General features: G+C 42.3%; 16 protein-coding genes. 10 read left to right on the forward strand and 6 right to left on the reverse strand.

The window, feature by feature from the left end; translation table 11 throughout:
• Positions 1–23: 23 nt before the first annotated feature.
• The 3 genes from metE (at position 24) to C505_RS0111905 (ending at position 4,328) form a co-directional block, all read left to right on the forward strand.
• Positions 24–2,243, forward strand: a complete 2,220-nt coding sequence (metE, locus tag C505_RS0111895; protein ID WP_018692834.1) for a 5-methyltetrahydropteroyltriglutamate--homocysteine S-methyltransferase — start codon at positions 24–26, stop codon at positions 2,241–2,243.
• Between the two features lie 117 nt (positions 2,244–2,360).
• Complete coding sequence (locus C505_RS23665; protein WP_018692835.1) at positions 2,361–3,224, forward strand: hypothetical protein; 864 nt, start codon at positions 2,361–2,363, stop codon at positions 3,222–3,224.
• On the forward strand, positions 3,225–4,328 hold the full coding sequence (locus C505_RS0111905) for a hypothetical protein (RefSeq protein ID WP_018692836.1): 1,104 nt from the start codon (positions 3,225–3,227) through the stop codon (positions 4,326–4,328).
• A gap of 22 nt (positions 4,329–4,350) precedes the next feature.
• Here C505_RS0111905 and C505_RS0111910 read toward each other — a convergent pair whose 3' ends face one another.
• Positions 4,351–5,400 (reverse strand): hypothetical protein, encoded by a 1,050-nt coding sequence (locus C505_RS0111910; RefSeq protein WP_018692837.1) that lies wholly within the window; start codon positions 5,398–5,400, stop codon positions 4,351–4,353.
• A 167-nt stretch (positions 5,401–5,567) separates the two neighbouring features.
• Between C505_RS0111910 and C505_RS0111915 the strand changes: the two genes are divergently transcribed.
• Complete coding sequence (locus C505_RS0111915) at positions 5,568–5,834, forward strand: GIY-YIG nuclease family protein (RefSeq protein ID WP_018692838.1); 267 nt, start codon at positions 5,568–5,570, stop codon at positions 5,832–5,834.
• A gap of 98 nt (positions 5,835–5,932) precedes the next feature.
• On the opposite strand, the gene C505_RS0111920 is transcribed toward C505_RS0111915, so the two are convergent.
• The gene (locus C505_RS0111920; protein WP_026317920.1) at positions 5,933–6,577 is read right to left on the reverse strand and encodes a DUF2959 domain-containing protein; all 645 of its coding nucleotides are present in this window, start codon (positions 6,575–6,577) and stop codon (positions 5,933–5,935) included.
• 91 nt (positions 6,578–6,668) lie between these two features.
• Here C505_RS0111920 and C505_RS0111925 point away from each other — a divergent pair, with 91 nt between their 5' ends.
• The 3 genes from C505_RS0111925 to dtd are packed head-to-tail and all read left to right on the forward strand — an operon-like array spanning position 6,669 to position 8,943.
• The gene (locus tag C505_RS0111925; RefSeq protein WP_245556360.1) at positions 6,669–7,541 is read left to right on the forward strand and encodes a virulence factor BrkB family protein; all 873 of its coding nucleotides are present in this window, start codon (positions 6,669–6,671) and stop codon (positions 7,539–7,541) included.
• A 5-nt stretch (positions 7,542–7,546) separates the two neighbouring features.
• Entirely contained in the window at positions 7,547–8,509 is a 963-nt protein-coding gene (pip, locus tag C505_RS0111930) for a prolyl aminopeptidase (RefSeq protein WP_018692841.1), read from the forward strand.
• The gene (gene dtd, locus C505_RS0111935) at positions 8,506–8,943 is read left to right on the forward strand and encodes a D-aminoacyl-tRNA deacylase (protein WP_018692842.1); all 438 of its coding nucleotides are present in this window, start codon (positions 8,506–8,508) and stop codon (positions 8,941–8,943) included. Before pip ends, dtd begins: the two co-directional genes overlap by 4 nt.
• Here the strand turns inward: dtd and aceK are convergent.
• From aceK to folE2, 4 genes are all read right to left on the reverse strand, one after another.
• Positions 8,906–10,669, reverse strand: a complete 1,764-nt coding sequence (aceK, locus tag C505_RS0111940; protein ID WP_018692843.1) for a bifunctional isocitrate dehydrogenase kinase/phosphatase — start codon at positions 10,667–10,669, stop codon at positions 8,906–8,908. The two genes, dtd and aceK, sit on opposite strands and share 38 nt — an antisense overlap.
• A 4-nt stretch (positions 10,670–10,673) precedes the next feature.
• Entirely contained in the window at positions 10,674–12,086 is a 1,413-nt protein-coding gene (locus C505_RS24665) for an FAD-dependent oxidoreductase (RefSeq protein ID WP_018692844.1), read from the reverse strand.
• A 9-nt stretch (positions 12,087–12,095) separates the two neighbouring features.
• Positions 12,096–16,556, reverse strand: a complete 4,461-nt coding sequence (gene gltB / locus C505_RS0111950; protein ID WP_018692845.1) for a glutamate synthase large subunit — start codon at positions 16,554–16,556, stop codon at positions 12,096–12,098.
• A gap of 344 nt (positions 16,557–16,900) precedes the next feature.
• A complete protein-coding gene (gene folE2, locus C505_RS0111960) occupies positions 16,901–17,830 on the reverse strand; it encodes a GTP cyclohydrolase FolE2 (protein WP_018692847.1) in 930 nt (309 codons plus the stop codon).
• A 522-nt stretch (positions 17,831–18,352) separates the two neighbouring features.
• On the opposite strand from folE2, the gene C505_RS0111965 reads away from it, so the two are divergent.
• From C505_RS0111965 to C505_RS0111975, 3 genes are all read left to right on the forward strand, one after another.
• The gene (locus C505_RS0111965; RefSeq protein ID WP_157369000.1) at positions 18,353–20,113 is read left to right on the forward strand and encodes a type 1 glutamine amidotransferase family protein; all 1,761 of its coding nucleotides are present in this window, start codon (positions 18,353–18,355) and stop codon (positions 20,111–20,113) included.
• 41 nt (positions 20,114–20,154) lie between these two features.
• Positions 20,155–22,476, forward strand: coding sequence for an ATP-binding protein (locus tag C505_RS0111970; protein WP_018692849.1), 2,322 nt, complete (start codon positions 20,155–20,157; stop codon positions 22,474–22,476).
• A 318-nt stretch (positions 22,477–22,794) separates the two neighbouring features.
• Positions 22,795–22,998, forward strand: coding sequence for a hypothetical protein (locus tag C505_RS0111975; protein WP_018692850.1), 204 nt, complete (start codon positions 22,795–22,797; stop codon positions 22,996–22,998).
• The last annotated feature ends 16 nt before the right edge of the window (positions 22,999–23,014 follow it).

Here is a 23,014-nt window from a genome sequence, read left to right on the forward strand (position 1 = left end):
TAGACGTCCAAAAGAGGGTTCTTATGACAATTCATACATTGGGTTTTCCACGTATTGGAAAGAAACGAGCACTAAAATTCGCGACTGAAAAATATTGGCGCGGAGAAATCACACAAGAAGCACTACTCAAAGAGGGCAAGTCCATTCGTGCAGAAAGCTGGCGAATTCAAGCAGAGCAAGGGATTGAACTACTTCCTGTTGGAGACTTTTCTTTTTATGATCATGTATTGGACACATCGATACTGCTTGGTGTGATCCCATCTCGCTTTCAGCCATTGATAGCAGAGCGTTTTGATTTACAGTTTTTAATGGCCAGAGGCACCAGTCCCTCTGGGAAAACGACAAAAGCTTGTCGAATGACTAAGTGGTGGAATACCAACTATCACTATATTGTTCCTGAGATCCAAGAAGATCAGGTCTTTGAACTCAATCCCCAAAAGCTTCTGGGGGAGATCAAAGAAGCAGTGGAACAAGGACATCAAGTCAAGCCTGTACTTCTTGGACCTGTGACTTATTTATGGCTTGCTGATTATGCTGGGCGCACAGAAGAAAAACTCTCTGTATTGCCAGCACTGATAGAGTCTTACCAGTTATTACTGAATGCAATTGCTGATTCAGGTGTCACTTGGGTGCAACTGGATGAACCAATTCTTGCGCTCGAATTGGAAAAAGAATGGTGTGATAGTCTCAAGTTGGTCTATCAATCCTTCGCCGATTCAAATCTGAATATCTTACTGGCGACATATTTTGGAGATATTTCTCACCATCTATCACTGATCCAATCATTTGCAATTGAAGGTCTTCATATTGACCTCGTTTCTGAGTCAGTCGATATTGCGCAATATCATGAAGCCATTCCAAAATCTTGGGTGCTCTCTTGTGGTGTCGTGAATGGACGAAATATCTGGCGAACAGATCAAGATAAAAGAGTTGCTGGGCTTTCAAATATTTCAAAAGAGCGATCTGATAAATTTTGGCTTGCACCATCTTGCTCTTTACTTCATGTGCCGATTGATATTGATGGAGAAACGCAGTTGGCGCCAGACATTCGAGCAAATCTAGCTTTTGCGACACAAAAATGTCAGGAATTAAAGGAGATAAAAGCGAAATTAAACTCAGCGTCTCGGATCACTGCATCGCCATCGATTGATTTACCATATGCACAAGAAGCGTTAAGTTTGAGAGAAGATGCTTTTCTTCGTTCGCCTTATCGTATCCGGACCATCCAACAAAAAGCGAAGTTGGATTTGCCTTTATTTCCTACCACAACCATTGGCTCCTTTCCACAAACAAAAACAATTCGAGAAATTCGCCGTCAGTGGCGCAGAGAAGAGATCTCTGATGAGACCTATCAAGCAAAACTGAAATCAGAAGTGGCAAATTGCATCCAAGAACAAGAACAACTTGGATTGGATGTGTTGGTACATGGAGAAGCAGAACGAAACGATATGGTTGAGTTTTTTGCACAGAAGATGGAAGGGATCACCTTTAGCGAAGGAGGATGGGTACAAAGTTATGGTACACGATGTGTAAAACCACCGATTATCTATGATGAGATTATATCCAACTCGTCCATGACAACGGACTGGTATGCTTATGCACAATCACTAACCCAAAAACCTGTGAAAGGAATGCTCACAGGGCCAGTCACGATCCTGAGCTGGTCTTTTTATCGAGAAGATATTCCAAAAGAACAGATCGCTTTTCAGATTGCGAAGGTATTGAGAAAAGAAATCCAAGACTTGGAAAAAGCTGGTGCTCAGATCATTCAGGTGGATGAGCCTGCATTTCGAGAGGGGCTTCCTTTAAAGCATTCTCAATGGAAAGCATATTTAGCTTGGGCTGTTCATGCATTTCACATTGCGACAGGAGGCGCCAAGGATGAGACTCAGATCCATACGCATATGTGTTATTCCCAGTTTGATGACATTATTTCCGCCATCCTTGCTTTGGATGCTGATGTGATCACAATTGAGTCTGCGCGTGGTGATGCGAAGTGGTTTAAGAAGACTGAAGGCTTACAAGCACTCAATGAAATTGGCCCAGGGATCTATGATATCCATTCACCAAATATTCCTGAGATAGCGCCGTTAATTGCACGACTCAATCGGTTGAGAGAAACATTTCCAGATGAAAGGCTATGGGTGAATCCAGATTGTGGTTTAAAAACTCGAAATTGGGAGCAGTGTAGAGCGGCACTCCAAGTGATGGTTGATGCTGCTAAAGCAGCTCGTCACTGTTAAAAATCATACTTTAGTCGGCCAAGGATGGCTCTAAAACAAGAAAAATTCTTGAAAAATTGACATTAAATCAAGTGTCTGTAGCATGGATGCGAATTGTTATCGAAAAGGAATCAAACCGTGAGCGTTTTAGCCGTAGCCCCTCTGTCAACTTTCATTCAACCTTACCAGCTCCAAATTAATCAGTTTTTACAAAAAAAACCAGCCTGTCAGTTTACAGGGTTGAATATCTCTCATCGTGATTTTGCAGAGCAGCTTCGAAAGCGTGTGGTATTCCCTTGGATTATTGATCAAAGAGAAGCCTACTTGTGTGGGCCAAATGCATATTTCTTTTGTTTGGTATCAAAAAAACCAGATGAGTATGTGAAGTATGTTTTAGATCTTTGGACGCATGGCGAGGCGGAGTTAGGTAACTTAGCCGTCAAACCTTCAAAAGCTTGTTTGACTGCACGCGTATCTTCAGATGACACGAGAGCAGCGGATTGGATTGCCTTGGCAAGCCTAAGAGATGCAACAAATAACTTTTTTGACTTTAACGGGCCAAGAGATGGTACGGCTGGGATCACTATGCCGGTTGATCTTGCTGCATGGTTTTATAAGACTGGATTTTCTGGTGTAAGAAATCAGACAAATATCGTTTTGAATGGTTCTTTAGAGAACCTTCAGCAGGCACAGCGTCTCTTCCAGGGAAATCACTATGTCAATTTATTCATTTCTTCGAAAGTGATCCATTTGCCTAAGAAAGCCAAATTGTTCCCGAATCACTGGGTGGTGCTTACAAGCCACATTCTTGTGAAAAACAAACTGATCACGAATTATCAGGTGTCAGAGCTTGAAGAGATGATGGATGAGCCTGTCAGCCTTCATGTTGCGACTTGGGGCCTGGAGCAGGGACGTTTACCACTCCATTTGGCAAATCGCCGTAAAGTATTAACTTTGGGTGAGTTATTGAAGTTCTATTTTGGTTATGTGGCAGCATTATAAATGAAGAAGATCATATTTTTGCTTATTGGATTCTTGGGTGGCCACTTGAATGCGCTTGAGTTAAAGACAATTGCACAGCAACAGTTTCAGCATCCTCTGGAACATATTCAATTTTCACCCGATGGTCAAACGCATGTCGCGATAGAAACTTTAACGAATCAACTATACATTCACCAAAAAGGAAAGCCAATTTGGTCTGTCCCACTAGGAAAGGCTTCGACGAAACAGATTGAAGTCACTAATCATTTCGCTTATGCGTTAGATTTAACGAACTTATTGACGCAAGTTTCTTTTTCAAAACAACATATTTCCCAAGAACGATTAAAACCAATGACCTATCCGCCACTTGCTGTCAAAAGTGGTGTTGAAACCTTTGGTGTTGGGATGAAAGTGCTTGATGCAACAAAATTCAATCAACTCAATGTTGATCCATCATCATTGATTTATTCCAGGCAGTATACGCTATCCTATGGTAGCTTATATGCGCTGACGACAGGGGAAGTCTCAAGTATGTTTGGAAAAGATACCTGGGTACATGTTTGGCGACAACGGGATCATCGGCTCATGGCAAAAAGAAAGGAAGGAGGATTTTTTACATCAGATGAAATTCATGGTGCATTATGGTTACTGGAACATCAAGGTATTGCTTTAGTGGCTCAAGGCAAAACGCTCATTCGCTGGAACTTTCCTGAAGATGAGACAGAAACGCTCGCTGAATTAGATGCAAGTATTATGCAACTTGATGAAGCGTATTTTACGAAAGGTCGTCTACTATACACGATCACGAAAAATATGTTGAACGTATGGTCCCTCAAAGGGGGAGAGCTAGCAGATAGAACTGCGAATTGTCCGTTGAAAGGAGAATTAAAAGCGAAGCCAAGTTTCTCCTACGATGGCAATTATGTGATCTTGCAAACCCAACATCGACAAACAGAAAAAACCCAGATTTTTCGACTTGGGAAGGAGAGATGTATGCCTGTCAATGGTCTTCCCGAGAATACGCAGCAGGCTGTATTTTCACCAAAACAGCCAATCATTCTCTATCAGGTTGCAGAGCGATTAACCTTGGCAGCATTTCATGAAGAAAATCAAACAGCGCAGTGATCACTACGCTGTTTGAAGCTAATTAATGAGGTAGACTTGTGCAATATTCTTTATCCCCAAATTCTAAGAAGGACTGAGGAATTTCCTTTTCTTCAATCAGCTGACCAAATTTGTAAACTTTGAGTTTCATCGTCGCGGTCATTGATTTCATGACGGGATCAGTTGCGCCAAGTAAGTCTACGGTTGGCATCGTTGAAATATAGAAGGAGTCCATCGGGGCTTTTGCATCAATTTCGATACGATAAAACAGCTTGCGTATTTCGAGGTGGAATGTGCCTTCACATGCGTTCGCTTCATGGGAGATACTGAGTCCTTTTATCGCGGGGTAGAAAGTGAGATCTAGATTTTCAGAAATATACCGGCCTGCCCATAACTCTATTGGTATTCCTTGTGGTTGTGCACCTGTAAACATTAATTGCATGTTTTCATCTGCTGCAAAGAGATAAATGAAGCTTTGTGCGTTGACTGTGGTATACCAGCCCTTATCAATGGAAACGACGCCTTTTCCTTGATGAGACACTTGCCCGTTTGAGAATTGATACTCGGTAGGTGTGCCCATACTGTAGATGAACCAGCGATTATCCATGAAAGGGAGGGATGAAATTGAGCCAAATGGTCCTTCTCCTGGATTAAATAATCGCTGCCAATACCGCTTATGTGCCCCCGTCCACTGCATAGAAAACTCAAACTCTGGTAAATTAATGGAGACTTGATGCTCATCGGCATACATTACATCCGGTACAACGAATTGAAATGACTCAGAGTCGGGATCTTCATTGGTGACGAGCTGTACTTCATCAAAAAAGTAGTCGTAGAATTTTGGGGGACCATCTATTGGTGCAAATGCAACATGAATGTAAGCCGCTTCTTTCATGTTGGGGGAGTTACCTTGAATATAGGTTTGAAAGCTGATCTTGTAGTAGCCGACTTCTGGATCACTTAAATAGTAAAACCATTGTTCACTCCAAGGTGCTTTAGAAGGTGTGTGGGGTTTAATGTCTTGAACATCCATCGCAAAAGCAGTGGTATTCAAACTAAGTAACAATGACAAGCATACTAAAATATGTTTCATTGATAATCCTCAGGCAGTCTGTTTTTCGAAAGGGCAGGAAGACGACACGCTACCAATCTATATGCGAAATTTATTTAGAATCATGACTTTCGCTCTCTCAGGTTCTTCGGAAGTGGATGGGAAGTCAATGATAATAAAGAACTAAATTTAATTTATGGAAGTTATTCATGTCATCCGTATGGTCTGTTTATTTGATTCGAGATAAACATCATTGTCTCTATTGTGGGATCTCTAATGATGTTCAAAAACGATTTTTGCAGCATCAACAAGGAAAAGGAGCAAAGTCACTTCGTGGAAAGATGCCGCTAGATTTGGTTTTTTTTGAGGCTGTAGGGACGCGAAGTGAAGCGAGTCAATTGGAAGCGAAGATTAAAAAACTCAGAAAATCTCAGAAAGAACAGTTAATCATTGAAGGTCTAAAAGCGATTGATTAATCAAGCTCAAGGGGAAGTCTTCTCCCCTTGACTGAATAAGTGAAGTGGCCATGTTACTCTTCTTCCGGAAATTTGAATGGACTCACTATCCAAGTACCTTATTTCTCGATTTCCGAGATAAAGGTACTCGCTTCCTGTATTGAGTGATTCATCGAGCGAATCAATGTATTAATGTCCGTTTTGAGCTTTTTAAATTCGCCCTTAATCGCACCAATGGCCTGCGCATTCAAATTATGTTTTAAATATAGTGTTTGATCGTTCAAAGCTGTTAATACAGGCTGCATTGATTTTTCAGACTTTCGCATGCCTTTTAATAATTTTTTGAAACGACGTTTTGTCGTATTGAGCTTTTGCTGGCTTTTGCTTCTTAAGGTTGCATTACGATACTGTCCAAGCTCTTCTTCCCATTCTTCGAACAGATCTTCAGCAACTTGTTCAACTGAATTAATCCGTTTTGTTACGACGCCTGCGGCTTGTTTTGCATCGTCATATTCACCTTTGAGTTTTTCATAGAATGCTTCTAACTCTCCACCTTCAAAGGCAATTAACCCGGACAGTTGCTCAAGTGCTGATTGGAATTCTTCTTGGGATTCTTTTTGAGCTTCCTGCACTTGCTCAATCCGATCAACCAAAATGTCCCGCTTATGGATGCCGACTTTTTCTAATGTGTTGTAGTAAACTTGCTGGCAACCAAAAAGAATGAAAGATAAAAATAGAATTAACGTATATTTATAGTAAGTCATTTTGTTTTGGTGTGATAAAAATGGATGCATGGACGGATTATACCGTTTGGAACATTCAGTTGATACAATTTTCCACATGAAGGAGTTTCGCTTGTTACAACAGATGGATATGAATCGCATTCAAAGGAAACTAAAACAAAAGTGGCGCTTAGCCAGGTATTGGTTCATCTATTATATTAAGCGCTGTGAGTCTGATAATTTGACAATGACAGCTGGGTATTTGTCCTACATCACCCTGCTATCCATAGTCCCCCTTATACTGGTTATGTTTTCAATCTTCTCTGCTTTTCCAGCCTTTCGTTCAAAGAAGGCAGAGATAGAGAATTATATTTATAACAACTTTTTACCTGCTTCAGGGGATGTTGTCCAAACACATATTTCAGAATTTGTGGAAAATGCCACCAAAATGACTTCTGTGGGGATCGTCTTCCTCATGCTGTTTGCGTTGCTTCTGATCTACAATATTGATAAGACATTAAATCGCATATGGCGAACTCAGGCGAAACGCCGAGTTGTGATTTCATTTTCTGTGTACTGGATGGCATTAACACTTGGCCCTGTTTTAATTGGAGCCAGTCTAGCAATGACTTCATATTTAGTATCTGCGACTGCATTCGCTGATGCATATATTTCTGGCTTGAAGGCGACCATACTCAATGTTCTGCCCTATATCGTATCTGTTTTGGCTTTTTGGATGGTCTTTATGATTGTACCCAACCAGCCGATCCGTGGCAGACACGCGTTTTGGGGGGCGGTACTCAGCGCATTTTTATTTGAGTTAGCAAAACAAGGATTTGCATTTTATATCAAACACTTTCCATCGTATGAAGCGATTTACGGTGCTTTGGCAACGATACCCATACTCTTTGTCTGGGTTTATTTGTCTTGGTTAGTCGTACTCTTAGGTGCTGAACTAACTGCCATGCTTCAAGAAAGTTCAAAACACCACAAGAAGCGAGGATAAAGCGAATGCGGGGATTGTACCCACTCATACAACCGAATCAAACTTATGAGCTCTCTGTTGACTCAATTCATACCTTATATATCGAGGAGTCTGGTAATCCTGATGGTATCCCCCTTCTTTTTCTCCATGGCGGTCCTGGAGGTGGTTCCAATGCAGGTCACCGATGTTTTTATGATCCTGAGCGCTATCGGATGATTTTATTTGATCAGAGGGGGGCGGGTCGGTCGACACCACATGCCAGTCTAGAAGAAAATACAACGTGGACGCTTGTGAAAGATATTGAAAAGGTACGTCAGTATCTCGGTGTGGAGCAATGGGTAGTAGCTGGAGGTTCTTGGGGAACAACGTTAGCACTGTGTTACGCGATTTCTCATCCTGGAAAAGTCTTGGGCTTGATCTTGCGAGGGATCTTTTTAGGAAGAAAGGAAGATATCCGCTGGTTGTATTATCCAGATGGTGGTGCAGCACAAATTTTCCCTGAATATTATCAAGATTTTATAAAAAAGCTTCAACCAACGGATGACATCATCGAGTCATACTACGATACACTCACGAATGCAGATGAAGTGAAACGACTATCTGCCGCGAAGCGTTGGGCAATATGGGAAGGACGAATTTCAACATTACACTTAAAACCAAATGTTGAAGAATATTTTGGTGACCCGCATCTCGCTTTGAGCCTTTCCAGAATTGAGTGTCATTACTTTAAGCACCAATGCTTTTTAGAAGAAAATTATATCCTCGATCATATTAACGCGATCCAACAGATCCCTGGTTTTATCATTCATGGCCGATATGACGTTGTTTGTAAGTTGGAAAATGCTTATCAGTTGTCGAATGCCTGGGACAATGGTAAGTTGCAGATTGTGCCCGCAGCAGGGCATGCTTCTATCGAACCCGCTATCGCAGATGCCTTATGTCGAGCATCAGATCTGATGGCGGACTTTTTAAAAGAGGATAAGTTGTGATTGGTTTAATTCAGCGTGTGCAGCAGGCAAAAGTTGTTGTCAGTGAAGAAACAGTTGGTGCGATTGATGCGGGCATCTTGCTTTTGCTTGGGGTTGAACGAGATGATGATGAAGTAAAAGCAAAGCGCATGCTGGAAAAGGTTTTGAATTATCGTATTTTCCCAGATGATCAAGGGAAGATGAACCTGAACATTCAACAGGCTGGTGGTCAGCTATTGATTGTTTCTCAATTTACGTTGGTTGCAGATACCAGCAAAGGAAACCGCCCTGGATTTTCCAGGGGAGCTTCTCCAGAGCATGGAAAAGCACTGTATGATCATTTTGTAGAACTCGCCAAGTCAAAAGATATAGTGATCCAAACGGGACGTTATGGTGCAGATATGAAAGTACATCTGATTAACGACGGTCCCGTGACTTTTCATCTTCAGATCTAAATCGCCTATTTTGCGGATAAGGAAAGATATCTTCAAAGATATGTTCCCGAATATTCTGCTGTTTTTGTTGCCAAAAGCATGCATCCATTAGCTCAGGGTGATATTGGAGCAAGAGCTGACGAATTTTGGGTACTGTTGTGACAAATGTTGTGATTTGTTCTGGAAATACATCGCCGGGAGCAATGGAGTACCAAGGCTCGTCGGCCAGTTCATCCTCTGGATAGCGAGGTTCTGGGATTTTTCTAAAATTGACATCAAGTAAATACTGCACTTCATCATAATCATAAAACACAACCCGTTTATGGCGTGTTACGCCGAAGTTTTTGAGTAACATATCTCCAGGAAAGATATTTGCTGCGATCATTTCTTTTAGTGCAAGGCCATAGTCGTTGATTGCATCTTCGACTTCTTGATCTGTTGCGTATTCTAGATAGATGTTGAGTGGAATCATCCGCCTTTCAATGTAAAGGTGTTTGATGACAACTAATGAGTCTGTTATTTCGATAGATTTTGGTATGGTCTCCTGAAGCGCTTCTAATAGTTCTGGTGCAAATCGGTCTTTTGGGAATGCTGCTTCTGAATACTCTAAAGTATCAGCCATTCGACCAACTCGGTCGTGTTTTTTGACTAGAAAGTAACGATCTTTAACGGTTTTACGGGAGAAGTCTTTTGTTGGTGAAAACTTGTCCTTAATGACTTTAAATACATAAGGAAAAGAGGGAAGGGTGAAGACTTCCATTACCATCCCTTTGATCCCGGGTGCGCGAATAAAGCGGTCATTCGACTGTGCCAGCTGTTGTAAGAATTCACGATAAAACTCAGTTTTTCCCTGTTTATGAAACCCAATCGTAGAATAAAGTTCTGCGAGTGTTTTATGGGGGAGCAGCTCCTGTAAAAATCGAACCACCGCTGATGGTGTCTCAGTTTTTGCGAAAAAATAAGACCGAGAATAACCAAAGATACAGGTCATTTCGTTACGATCCAAAATCAAAGCATCAACATAGAGGCCCGTTTGTTCATTGTTGAGGATGGGAAGAATAAAGGGCTGTTTTCCAGTTGGTGTGACCACGCGACCAACAATATAAGCAGCTTTATTACGGTAAAATGCCATGTTTAAGGTATCGATATGGAGTGCTGTGAGATCATGCTGTGATACGGGTGTATGCTGCTGAAATGCACCAATTACTCGGCGAATATCTCTATCTAAATCTTCAAATGGGACTGTAAACTCAAATCGATTTAAAAGATCACAAATAGCGTTTTTTAAACCTATATTTGCAAGTTCTGTACGGGTAAAAATTCTGTTTTCTGGTACAGGAAGGTGGTATTCCAACGTTGTTCGAACAAAAATAAAATCATTATTGAAATACTGACGATGAAAGAGGTGGCAAAAGACTGAGTTAAAGAAAGTTTCTGCCAGTTCTGCCTGTGGATGATGTTCAAGGTAGCAAATATAGTTCTTTTTGACGGACATCCAACGCAATGGATCAAGGGGTAAAGTGTCATGATGTTGTGTGTTTAGTCTGTCTTTCAATTGCAAAATGGTTTCTTTCACACGTTCATCATAGAATGAAATCCGTTTGGCATTGGCATCTTGCACACCTGCCCAGTCTGCTTGTTCGAAACGCTTCTTCGCACCTTCCGTGATTTCATGAATAATTTGAATATGTTTTTGGAAGCCATGTTGGATGATAACCGAAATGGCTTCAGCGCTTATTTTTGTCATGGGATTACACTTCCAGATAATCTAAGATGCCTTGTGCAGCGAGCCTGCCCTGAGCAATTGCAGTAACGACCAAGTCTGCACCGCGAACCATATCCCCCCCAGCAAACACTTTAGGGTTTGAGGTTTGTAGAGGGAGCGAACTTTGTTCATTTGCTTCGATGAGTTGCCAGTGGTTGAACTGGACACCAGCTTCTTCTAACCAAGGAAATGCTTCGCCAACAAAACCAAATGCGAGAATGACAGCATCCGCTTTGAGAACATGTTCTGAGCCTTCAATTTGTTGTGGGCGTCTACGGCCAGAATTATCCGGGGGACCGAGTTCAGTTTTCATGCATTTTACGCCGAGAATTTGTTCCTTCTGATCCGAGATAAATTCAATGGGTTGAACATTCCAAATAAACTCAACCCCTTCTTCTTTTGCATTTTGAACTTCTCGTTTTGAGCCTGGCATATTGGATTCATCACGTCGATATGCACATTGAATTGATGTTGCACCTTGTCGCACCGCAGTCCGGACACAATCCATCGCAGTGTCACCGCCACCTAAAACAACTACGCGCTTTCCTTTGAGATCAATTTTTGGGGAGTGGCAGGGAATACCCATCAGGGATTTTGTGTTTTGGATGAGATAAGGCAACGCATCATAAATGCCTTTGATATCTGCTTTATCAAAATTGCCTTTCACGTATTGATAGGTGCCTAAGCCAAGGAAAGCGGCATCATGTTGATCAAGCAATGCCTGGAACGGGATGTCTTTTCCTACTTCTGTCGAGAGACGAAATTCGATTCCCATTTCTTCAAAAATTTCTCTGCGTTTTTGGATCACCTGCTTTTCCAATTTAAATGAAGGGATACCGAAAGTGAGCAATCCACCAATTTCTGGGTGACGATCATAAACAATTGGTTGCACACCATTGCGGATGAGTACATCCGCACATGCAAGACCGGCAGGGCCTGCACCAATGACAGCGACTTTTTTATCTGTTTTCACAACATGAGAAAGATCTGGACGCCAGCCCATTTCGAAAGCTTTATCTGTGATGAATTTTTCGATACTTCCTATTGTGACTGCGCCAAAGTCATCATTGAGTGTGCATGCACCTTCGCATAGCCTATCTTGTGGACAAACGCGACCACAAACTTCAGGTAAGCTATTGGTTTTATGAGAAAGCTCAGCGGCTTCAATGATCCGTCCTTCTTCCGCTAGCTTAAGCCACTGCGGAATAAAATTATGGACAGGACATTTCCACTCACAATAAGGGTTACCGCAGTCAAGACATCGTTTTGCTTGGGTTGCAGCTTGTTTACTACCGTAAGGTTGGTAAATTTCAACGAAGTCAATTTTACGACTGCGCAGTGATTTTTTTTTCGGGTCATTGCGCCCAACTTCTAAAAATTGAAATACATGTTCTGTCATCCGTTCCCCCTACACCAGTCGAACCTGAATTTTGTCATGCGCAGCATCTGGGTGCTGGAGCAAAGCGCTCATTTCAACCCCTTTGGGTTTGACAAGACGGAAATGAGACAGGTTTTTTAAGAAGTTCGTTAATAAGTGACTTGCATAGTCACTTTCTGTTTCAGTGATATGCTGCTGAATAAGTTGTTGTAAGTGCTCAGCAAGTGCGCCTTGGTTGAGAACGTGCATGTCGACAAGTTCTGTGTTTAATTTGTCCCCAAGCTGATCAAGCGGGTCAAAAATAAAAACCATCCCGCCTGTCATTCCTGCGCCAAAGTTGTTTCCAACTTCACCTAAAATAACGACTGTACCACCGGTCATATATTCACAAGCATTATCTCCGACGCCTTCAACAACTGCGGTTGCCCCTGAATTCCTGACTGCAAAACGTTCTCCGGCACAACCTGCGGCAAAAAGGCTTCCACCTGTTGCTCCATATAAACAGGTATTGCCGATGATTGCAGAAGCATTCGTTTGAAATGAAACGCCTTTTGGAGGATGAATTGAGAGTTTTCCACCACTCATCCCTTTTCCGACATAATCATTACAATCTCCGGTTAAATGGAGGTTAAGCCCCGGAACATTCCAAACACCGAAGCATTGGCCTGCGGTCCCCGTAAAATGGATATGAACGGGATGTTGGTTAAGTCCTGATTGCCCGAATTGTTTGGCGATTGCCCCTGAAAGTGTGGCACCAATACTTCTATCCGTATTTCGGATGGTGTAGCGGAATATACCACCGGACTGTGACTGGAGTGCAGGTAAACAGTCTTGGAGCATCTTCTGGTTTAATGCACCTAGGTCACGTGGTACATTTGGTGCACAGTGGAATAGTGCATTTGAACTCTGAACACTTGAAGATAGTAGCATTGGCTCGAAGTTAAAATTCTTTAAATGATGGCTTAAAGCTTGATCGGGCTCAAGCAAGTCAACTCGCCCAATTAAATCAGTGAGTTTCGCGATACCAAGCGAAGCCATGATTTCTCGAACTTCATGGGCAAGTGCTTGGAAGTAGCGGATCACCATTTCAGGTAAGCCATGAAAGTGTTTATCCCGCAGTGTTTTATCTTGTGTTGCAACACCTGTCGCACAATTATTGAGGTGGCAAATACGTAAGTACTTACATCCAAGGGCAACCATTGGTCCTGTACCAAACCCAAAACTTTCAGCACCCAGGATAGCTGCTTTGACAACATCCAGCCCTGTTTTCAAGCCACCGTCAACTTGGACTTTCACTTTATGACGTAGCCCATTATCGACCAGTGCATGATGCACCTCAGCAAGGCCTAACTCCCATGGAGAACCTGCATACTTTACAGAGGTTAAAGGGCTCGCCCCTGTACCACCATCATAACCTGAGACGGTGATGAGATCGGCATGTGCTTTCGCAACACCAGCTGCAATTGTTCCAATACCAGGTTCAGAGACGAGTTTGACAGAAATCAATGCGTTGGGATTCAGCTGCTTGAGATCGAAAATCAGTTGTGCCAAGTCTTCAATCGAATAAATATCATGATGGGGCGGTGGTGAAATCAATGTAACCCCTGGGACTGAGAAACGTAATCTTGCGATTTCCGGGGTTGCTTTATCACCTGGAAGTTGACCGCCTTCTCCAGGTTTAGCCCCTTGTGCTACTTTAATTTGGATGACCTCAGCATGCATCAAGTAGTATGCGGTTACACCAAATCGTCCAGAGGCGACTTGCTTGATTTTCGAGTTTTTGAGTGAGTTAAACCGAGCTGGGTCTTCTCCACCTTCCCCTGAGTTGGATTGCCCACCAAGTGTGTTCATCGCAATGGCTAGCGCCTCATGTGCTTCTGGGCTGAGCGCACCGATTGACATCGCAGCTGTATCAAATCGAGGATAGAATGAATTCTCAGGTTCTACTTCATCAATAGGAATTTCAGAAATGTTTGATTTGAGATGAAAACAATCACGAATATGAGAAATCGGGCGATCATGAACCATTGTCGAGAATGATAGATAGTCTTTGATGTCGTTGCTGTGGACAAATTTTTGTAGGCTTTGCACGATACCTGGGTGGTAAGCATGTTCTTCACCGCCATGGACATACTTTAATAAACCTCCATGTGAAATCGCTTTTCGAGGATTCCAAGCGAAACGACTTGCACGATCCAATTGCTGTTGAAAGTCTGTAAAATCGTGCCCCTGAATACGTGACTTCAGTCCAGGAAAACATAATTCGACAATGTGCTGATGGATCCCTACGACCTCAAATAATTGGGAACAACGGTAGCTAGCAATTGTAGAAATGCCCATTTTGGACATGATTTTGAGAATGCCTTTGTTCAGACCATTTCTGAAATTGGTAATGCATGCTTTGGCGCTATGCGACAGTTTTTTCTCTCTGACGAGTTGCTCTAGAGTTTCGTAGGCGAGATAAGGATAAACTGCTGTGGCACCAAGGCCTAGCAAGACAGCACAATGGTGTGGATTTCGGCAGGATGCGGTTTCAATCACAATGTTCGTGTCACAACGAAGATTATGCTCACTCAAGGCTTTTTGAACAGCCCCGACAGCAAATGGTGCAGGTATAGGGCGCTTATTTGGGTGGATATCTCGATCAGATAAAATAATGATGACGGTATGAAACTGCTGAACCGAGCGAACAACACTTTGAGTCAGGTTTTCTATTGCTTGTTGTAGAGAAATATCTTCGTTGTAATTCAAACTAAAAGTCACCGCAGCATAATGCTTTTCATCAAACTCTTTGAGCTGTTTCAAATCAGAATAAGTGAGGACTGGAGAGTCGAGTAAAACACGATCGGCATAGCCAGATGTTTCATTAAATACGTTTTGTTCACGTCCAATACAGATCCCTAATGACATCACGTGTTTTTCTCGTAAAGGATCAATTGCTGGATTCGTAACTTGAGCAAATAGTTGGCGGAAGTAGTCATAGATAGCGCGCGGTTTTAGGGAAAAAGCAGCCATCGGCGTATCATCTCCCATTGAGCCGACTGCTTCCTGTCCATTTTCACCAAGTACAACAATGGACTGAACGATTTCTTCGGTTGAATATTGAAATAGTTTATGAAATACCAGCATCAACTCATCTGAAAACAAAGGTTGACCAATTGCTGGCGTTTTCATTTTATGAAATGGGATCAGTCGACGCGTATTTTCATTGAGCCAATCACGGTAGGGCAAACGGGATTTTAAGTCATCATCAATATCTCTCGATGACCACAATTTGCCCGTGTAGGTATCAACAGCGAGCATTTCACCCGGAGCAATACGTCCCTTTGATTCAACTTCATCAGGGGAGTAGTCCCAAATTCCGACTTCTGAGGCAATTGTGATCAGATTGTCTTTTGTGATCACATAGCGTGCAGGACGTAAGCCATTTCTATCCAAATTACAGGAAGCGTGACGTCCATTGGTCATGACGATTCCTGCTGGACCATCCCATGGCTCCATATGCATTGAGTTAAATTCGTAGAATGCTCTGACCTCTGCATCCATGATATGGTTGTTTTCCCATGCTGGTGGGACTAATAGACGCATGGCACGGAATAAGTCCATCCCTCCTGCCAGGAATAGCTCCAACATATTATCCAATGCTGAAGAGTCTGAGCCATCTTCGTTCACGTACGGAGCAGCATCTGCAAGATCTGGCAGCAATGGAGATGCAAATTTGTAAGTTCTCGCTCTTGCCCAAGCGCGGTTACCTGTGATTGTATTAATTTCTCCATTGTGGGCTAGATAGCGAAAAGGTTGAGCGAGGGACCATTGGGGCAATGTATTTGTTGAAAACCGCTGATGGAATAGTGCAATCGCACTTTCCATACGGATATCTGACAAGTCCTTGTAAAAATTGGCGAAGTCTTCCGCCAATGTCAGTGCTTTGTACACAGTGACCAAGCAAGACAGCGATGGGATGTAAAAAACAGGGTCATTGGTGATCCGTTTTTCAATTCGGCGTCTGGCAATATAAAGTCTTCGTTCTAGGTCTTTCTTACGCCAGCCTGGTTGTGCATTCACAAATAATTGTTCAATGACAGGGAGCGAGGATTTTGCAATTTCTCCCAATATATCTGAATTTATTGGAACTAAACGCCAGCCGATGATAGTGAGTGTTTCTTTTTGGAGTTCTTCTTCGATAATTTGCCGGGCATGTTCTTGCTTTTCTTTATCTGGGTTGAAGAAAAACATCCCAACTGCATATTTACGCCCCAGGTTCCAGCCTTTTTCTTCTGCAATTGTTCGAAAAAAAGAGTCAGGCTTTTGTAATAGCAAGCCGCAACCATCGCCTGTTTTACCGTCAGCTGCAATGCCGCCACGGTGTTGTAGCCTGTTGAGGGCGTGGACTGCGGTTCGGATCACTTTATGGCTTGCATCACCCTGCATATGGGCAATTAGCCCAAACCCACAATTGTCTTTACTGTCCCGAGAATGATAAAGCGCCATCAATTCTTCCTCCACGCAGTGTTTGAATTTTTATTCTTTTGTGATGAATGAAAAGTCAGAAGATAACTAAGATTTATAGACAGGTCAAACGCTAGTTTAAGTGTAGTTGATCTTGAAATATTACGTGAGTTAACACAAAAAAGTCATGAAATAGCTATATCAGGTCTCAGGTAGTCAGAAATTGTGATGATTGAAAAGTTGAATAGAACATGGGTATTTATGCGAGCTGTATTTATGCAAGATGTTCGAGATGAGGCTATGCAAGAGCGTTCAGTGAGAAGCGGGGATATTAAAAAGTTTTGTAGGCCACATATGGCCTACAACTTATTTGAAAATGATAGAGGCTAGTAAGCCGTATATCCGCCTTCGATGCCTTTGGTGACAACACTTACAGCATCATGTGGATGAAGAGATTCGTAATGATTGATTCTGACCCAAAAGTCAGCTGCTTCTGGGAATTGGTTCAGTGCATATTTTAATTTACGTGCTGCATCTTCACAGAACATCAGGTTTTGCCCATTGAGACGAGCAAATTCCTGTTCATCAATCCGCTTTACTGCTGTTTGCACAGGCGTTTGTAGTGTTTCTTCAATATGGTCGATGAGTGCGATGATTGGAAATGTTGTTGCCTTCGAGCTGAGTTTCAACTTTAACTCAGCAACTGAGCGCTGGCTATGTGGTGTCGCGACAATCCCTTTGGTGGAGCCTAACCATTGATGGACAGCATCAAAATTGAGCTGCTCGGACTCCAGGAATGTTGCTTCAAATTGATTCTGAATGAGTTGCCTTGCAAGTGCCGCAGAACATGGGCAAGTCGATGAATATGGGATAGATACGCTGAGTTCTAGCGTTTTTTCACCACCCTTAATCATTGCTGTTAACGTGGTCGGGTATGCTTTCCAACCCTCATTATCGCTGAGTAATGATTTTCTTCGCAAATGACTATCAAACTGAAACTTCACATAGGCTGCATCACTTAAGTCCTGATGACTTGTAATGAAGTTGTCTAGAAGCTCAGATATGCTGCTATAGGAAAGTTGTTGTTCTACAGAGAGCTTGTCGAGTAATAGATACAGCCGAGACATATGAATGCCTTTGGCCATTGGCTCTTTCAGATTAACAAACGCTTCGACATTGGCGTGGACAGCCCTCGAACGCGAATCATCAAAAGTAACATTAATTGGTAATTCGATATGGCTCATTCCGACCCAATCTAGCGTACCTTCTGTATTCGCTGTCGCAAAATTAGCGATGTCCGGCATAGTTGTTGGCATTAAGATCCCACCTTGCAAACTTAGTCTATGTGATTTTGAGCAAAACAAACGAGCCACATTTTAACACAATTTGTTTTGTAAAACTCGATCTAATGTCTAACCTTTTATTCAGGTAATACAAAAAGAAAAAAGACGAGTGAAAGAAACATTCTTTTGGATGAGGGGAATTTATCCAACCGAATTGTTGCCTTTCAAAGCATTTCAATCGTTTTTTACTATTTTTTGTTAGACCATTGAATGTCTTCAGTGGGCCATTGTAAGGTTTATGTAACAGAATGGGTTTTTCCGTGTTATGATGGCGAAAGGAAACTGTAGAGATTGAATAACTTAGAGTTTTTTTGCGGTCTTTAACTCTGTACGAGTTAAAGTGTGTTTAACGGTCGTGCAATGGTATTATGTGTATCAGGTACGTCAAATAACAATATAGTCTGATGGCTATTTGTACATGCTTGTAGGCTTGAGATAAACATGAAACATGCTTGTAAATGGATAATTTTAGGTATTTCGGTTATCTGTGGATCCATGGTAGCGAAAGCCGAGAATAATGATGAGCATTACAACGTAATGCTCTCTGGTGGTGGTCTCGATTTTTGTCGAAGCGATGCTTCCTACTACTGTATTCGCAGTGCCCGTAAGAGCCTTTTTAAAAACAATGTTTATAAGGGTCGTGCATTTCGCTTATCGCAAGACTCCATAGCAATGGCGACCAACCCTTCTCTTTGGCAAGGCAGAGAAAACGCTCGAGTTCAAGTGCATAAAGTTCTTGAGTACCTCGCTGCACGTGCTGCACAAGAATCCATGACGGCCCGAGAACTTGCTCGAATGTGGAAACGCTCGGAAATCGAAGTTGATGGTGTATGGTATTCCGGTCGAGAAATCTACAACAAGCTGTCAGTCTCTGAACGAAACCTGATCCTTGATGCAATTGAGCTTGTCCCAGCTGCAAAAGACAGAAAAGTCGAAGTGGCTCTCGATAAAAGTCGCCACAGAGGCAGCATTGTGATCTTGAAACGTTTTGCAAAATTAGCACGTAAAGTGGCAGGAGGTAAGGCAAAAGTACTCTTTGTCTCAGCAGGCTACACAGATACTTTTGCGAATGTAAGAGCTTGGTTAGAGGTCCTGAATCAATTGGATGTGTCGGCTGAGTGGTTGCCATTAGATGCAGCTGTGCAACTTGCTTGGAAGCAAGGCGGTGGTGCCGCATGTGATAACATCCATGAATTTCGTCGTCAGGTCACCAGCCGATTTAGAAGAGAAGAGGTTTTCCCAGACCTTGCAAAACAGCAAGTTGCATTCTGTAAAGCGCAGGGACGTTTGATGAGTACCTTGCAAGGTGCAGACGCAATATTTATCGCAGGTGAGGATCTAACATTAACTACACAAACCTTTGCCGTTCATACCAGTATGGGTGGGCAGTTTGCGAATGAAGTTCGTAAATTAACTTCAGAAGGTAAGCTTGTTGTTGCTGGTGATGATGCTGGTGCGATTGTACTTGGTGGTGGCGCAGGCTTATTTAATGATGTCCCGATGATTCAGAGCGGTTTAAGTCATAATGCGTTGATGAATGGCGGCCAATTGCTGAATTATGGTGACCGCGTATGTATCAGTTCAGGTGAGGAATGTGTTGCTTATCCGACTGACTTAACTTATTTATCCGAAGGTGGACTTGGACTATTCAGATGGGGAGCGGTTGATACAAAAGTCTCTCAAAATAGCCGTCAAGGGCGTATGATTCGTCTGAGTATCGAAACACAACAGACCTATAGTTTTGGTATTGATGAACGAACCGCGCTTCTAGTAAAGGACAATAATGACCCGCGTGTTCCGGTCTCTTTTAAAGTCATGGGAGAGGGGGGAGTCTATATCATTGATAACACGAAAACACAGGCGGATGAGACACTGGAAGAAGCGTTACAAGTTCAAAACATGATGACGCATTACCTCACACACAACGATGTGGGAATGCTTCGAGATAAAAAATTGGTGACACGTTTTGCTTCAACCAAATTTAGTGTGAACAGTCGCCAAAGTCCGATCCTTAAGAGTGGACGTGTGTTTGAACAGGCAAACTATCAGAGACTTGCGAACATGCTTTGTACAACCGCTGCACGTGTAGCAACAGCGAAGTCGACGGCACTTGACGAGCAGGTTGTAATTAAATTGAAAAAAGAGCGTAAGAGTATATCTCGTTCTGGTAAGGTTTCTGTAGGCGGACGTCCATTAGCCGCTTGTTCTTATCGAGATTTCGCAATTGATCTGTCCATAAACTTCTTAGGGTTCTAGAATAGAGGCCATTTTCGGGAAGTGGTAACGAAACCAGATCAATGGCGAAATACAAATTAAGTCCTTGGGCAAAAACATTTGCCCACTTTATAGCACGCTGGGGGATTGTTCGCTCCAGCGTTCTTACCTATTTATTTACCCTTTCAATTACGCTTCTGTTCTCAATTATCTATTCCTTTATCGTCCATGGGGCCGTTCGATGGTTTGATGTGACAGGGATGCTGTTCTTAACCGCGATTGGTGCCCCAACGCTGATTTATTTGGTGGTCTACTTTATTGCAGAACTGGATGCCTCTGTAAGTCATCTGATGGACTCATCGCATCAAGAAAAACTACTCAACCAAAGTTTGCAAGATAATATTCGACGCCTCAATTACGAAATCGAAGAACGAAAAAAAGCATTTGAAGCCAAGCGCCGTGCGATCGATGAACTACGGCGAGAAATCGCAGAGAGACGAAAAACACAGAAAGAATTTGAAGAGCAAAGTGTCTTACTTCGTTCGATTGTTGATAGTTCCCCAGACTTATTTTACTACCGCGATGAAAATGGCCTATTTGCTGGGTGTAATAAAATGTTTGAAATTCTGATGGGGAAAAAGTCTGAAGAACTGATCGGAAAAACACCGTCTGAGGTTTTTCAGGGAGATGCTGTACCAACGTCTATGCTGACCGACCAAGAGGTGGTTACGAGCCAATCTGAACTCACTTTGGATGTTGAGTATATGACACCGTCTGGTGAGGTTCACTGGTATGAAATGCTGAAAGTTCCTTTTTATGACAAGCATGGCAAGAATATTGGATTGCTTGGTTTTGGTCGGGATATCACTGCGCGTAAATTGGCTGAGCAGGCGCTGGAAAAAGCGTATCAGGATAAAGGTAAATTTATTGCAACGCTCAGTCATGAGTTAAGAACACCATTGAATGGTATCGTCGGTCTCACCCGGATGGTTCTGGATTCTGAGCTATCAGAGCAACAACGAAGTTGGGCACATACCATATTCTCCAGCGCAGAAACACTTGGTAATATTTTCAATGATATCATTGATTTGGATAAGGTTGATCGAAATGAACTTGAGATATCACAAGAGTCTGTTCATCTCGATGAATTCGTGAATGATGTCTATAACTTTGGTGCACTGCTTTCCCAGCAAAAAGAGCTACAATTTGTGCTGCGCCGCAAGGGTGACTTTGACGAATACTTCTTTATTGATCCGACACGCGTCCGTCAAATCCTGTGGAACTTGATCAACAATGCCGTGAAATTTACCTCAAAGGGACGGATAACATTAGTGGCTGAATGCGAAGTTCCGACAGATAACGATGACCAATACCAAATCACCTTCAAAGTTTCTGATACAGGGATCGGTATATCTGAAACAGATAAAAGCAAAGTTTTCGGTATGTATTACAAGGCATCTCAAGGCAGAAAAATCACAGCACTGGGATCGGGTATCGGTCTTGCTGTATCGAAGTCGCTTGCCGAAGCGATGGGTGGGAATATTGAGCTGGATAGTAAAGTAGGCGAAGGCAGTACCTTTATTGTTCAGATCCCAGTAACTCGTTCTCAAGCGCCTGATAAGCAAAGCTATGATAGTAAGAAGTTGAATATTCTTCTTGTTGAAGATGTTCCGCTAAATGCGCAAATTGCGATTAGCTTGCTTGAACAAAGAGGGCATGATGTTGTTTGGGCTGAGACTGGTGAAGATGCAATTGCTCTTCTAGAAACAGAAGATGATATTGAATTAGTGTTATTAGATATGCAGCTACCTGATATGCATGGCCGAGATATTGCCGTCCACATTCGCGGGGATGAACGCTTGGCGATGATCCCAGTCGTAGCATTGACTGCAAACGTGAGAAAGGCAGAAGAAGACTTAGAAGGTATTCATATTGACGGTGCCCTAGCAAAGCCAATTAGTACGCGGAAGTTGGATAAAGCGCTATATAGCTTGTTTGGAGATGATATCCGACAAGCAAGAAATAATGTAGCAACAGCACCATTACCTTCGCCATCTAAAAAATTATCTCAACTAGATGAAGAAACCATTAATGAATATGTTGATGCATTGGGGCTGGATGCTTTCCAAAAGAGTATTGCCTTGTTTGAACAGTTGATCCCGAACTACTTAAATAAACTATTCGAAGCCATCGCTTATAAAAACTTGGAAGATTTCCAATCATCTGCGCATAAATTAAAAGGTGCTGCAGGTTCTGTAGGTTTGCAAGGGGTCCAGAAACAAGCAAAGGAATTCGAGATGACAGAAGAGCCCCAATGGGAAATTTTAGAGAAAATGGTGGTTGAGTTTCAGGGAAAAATTGATCAAGACCTTAGTAAACTAAAAGAGTACGTTGGCAATATTTAAGTTATTTTTTGGTGTAATCGTGTCATCCATGCGTATTGTGAAAAAATATGATCCTTCTCCGCTCTTTTTCAATAACAGCTTATGTTTAGAAAAAAGCTGCATGGAAAGTTTGAGATCAACGAAAAGTTGCAGATTTTGCGCTTTAATATAAGGAGGACTTCTTGTTTTGAAGTCGCGTTCGTGTTTTCAAGTGGATAGGCGAGATAGGTATTTTGTTCAATATTGAATAGTGATAGTATACGCCGCCATTGAAGTTAGAAAATTTTCCTAATCTAGGCTAATCGCAGGCCTCAATTAGGTGTGATAAAGGAAAATAACATGAGTGGGCATGTGTTTCAGTTTTTATCTGATGCTGTTTGGTCAAACCTTGTAATTTATGCATTGATTATTGCCGTTTCATGCTTTTTTATGGGCATTACGGTCAATGAACAAAATCAAGAAAAAGCAATGGTCGAGAAAGTTGAGTATTACTTTTTTGCGGTTGCTGGGTTGATCGTATTTGTCGCATTGCAACTGGTATAAGTTGTTGATGCCGAGT

This window comes from Algicola sagamiensis DSM 14643 (assembly GCF_000374485.1).
Lineage (GTDB): Bacteria > Pseudomonadota > Gammaproteobacteria > Enterobacterales > Alteromonadaceae > Algicola > Algicola sagamiensis.

What these genes read in the sequence shown, in the direction of transcription:
- pip (WP_018692841.1), top strand. Translation starts at nt 7,547, where the DNA reads ATGCGGGGATTGTACCCACTCATACAACCGAATCAAACTTATGAGCTC.
- C505_RS0111905 (WP_018692836.1), top strand. Translation starts at nt 3,225, where the DNA reads ATGAAGAAGATCATATTTTTGCTTATTGGATTCTTGGGTGGCCACTTG.
- C505_RS0111915 (WP_018692838.1), top strand. Translation starts at nt 5,568, where the DNA reads ATGTCATCCGTATGGTCTGTTTATTTGATTCGAGATAAACATCATTGT.
- C505_RS0111910 (WP_018692837.1), bottom strand. Translation starts at nt 5,400, where the DNA reads ATGAAACATATTTTAGTATGCTTGTCATTGTTACTTAGTTTGAATACC.
- C505_RS0111965 (WP_157369000.1), top strand. Translation starts at nt 18,353, where the DNA reads ATGGTAGCGAAAGCCGAGAATAATGATGAGCATTACAACGTAATGCTC.
- metE (WP_018692834.1), top strand. Translation starts at nt 24, where the DNA reads ATGACAATTCATACATTGGGTTTTCCACGTATTGGAAAGAAACGAGCA.
- aceK (WP_018692843.1), bottom strand. Translation starts at nt 10,669, where the DNA reads ATGACAAAAATAAGCGCTGAAGCCATTTCGGTTATCATCCAACATGGC.
- C505_RS0111920 (WP_026317920.1), bottom strand. Translation starts at nt 6,577, where the DNA reads ATGACTTACTATAAATATACGTTAATTCTATTTTTATCTTTCATTCTT.
- folE2 (WP_018692847.1), bottom strand. Translation starts at nt 17,830, where the DNA reads ATGCCAACAACTATGCCGGACATCGCTAATTTTGCGACAGCGAATACA.
- C505_RS24665 (WP_018692844.1), bottom strand. Translation starts at nt 12,086, where the DNA reads ATGACAGAACATGTATTTCAATTTTTAGAAGTTGGGCGCAATGACCCG.
- C505_RS0111970 (WP_018692849.1), top strand. Translation starts at nt 20,155, where the DNA reads ATGGCGAAATACAAATTAAGTCCTTGGGCAAAAACATTTGCCCACTTT.
- gltB (WP_018692845.1), bottom strand. Translation starts at nt 16,556, where the DNA reads ATGGCGCTTTATCATTCTCGGGACAGTAAAGACAATTGTGGGTTTGGG.
- C505_RS0111975 (WP_018692850.1), top strand. Translation starts at nt 22,795, where the DNA reads ATGAGTGGGCATGTGTTTCAGTTTTTATCTGATGCTGTTTGGTCAAAC.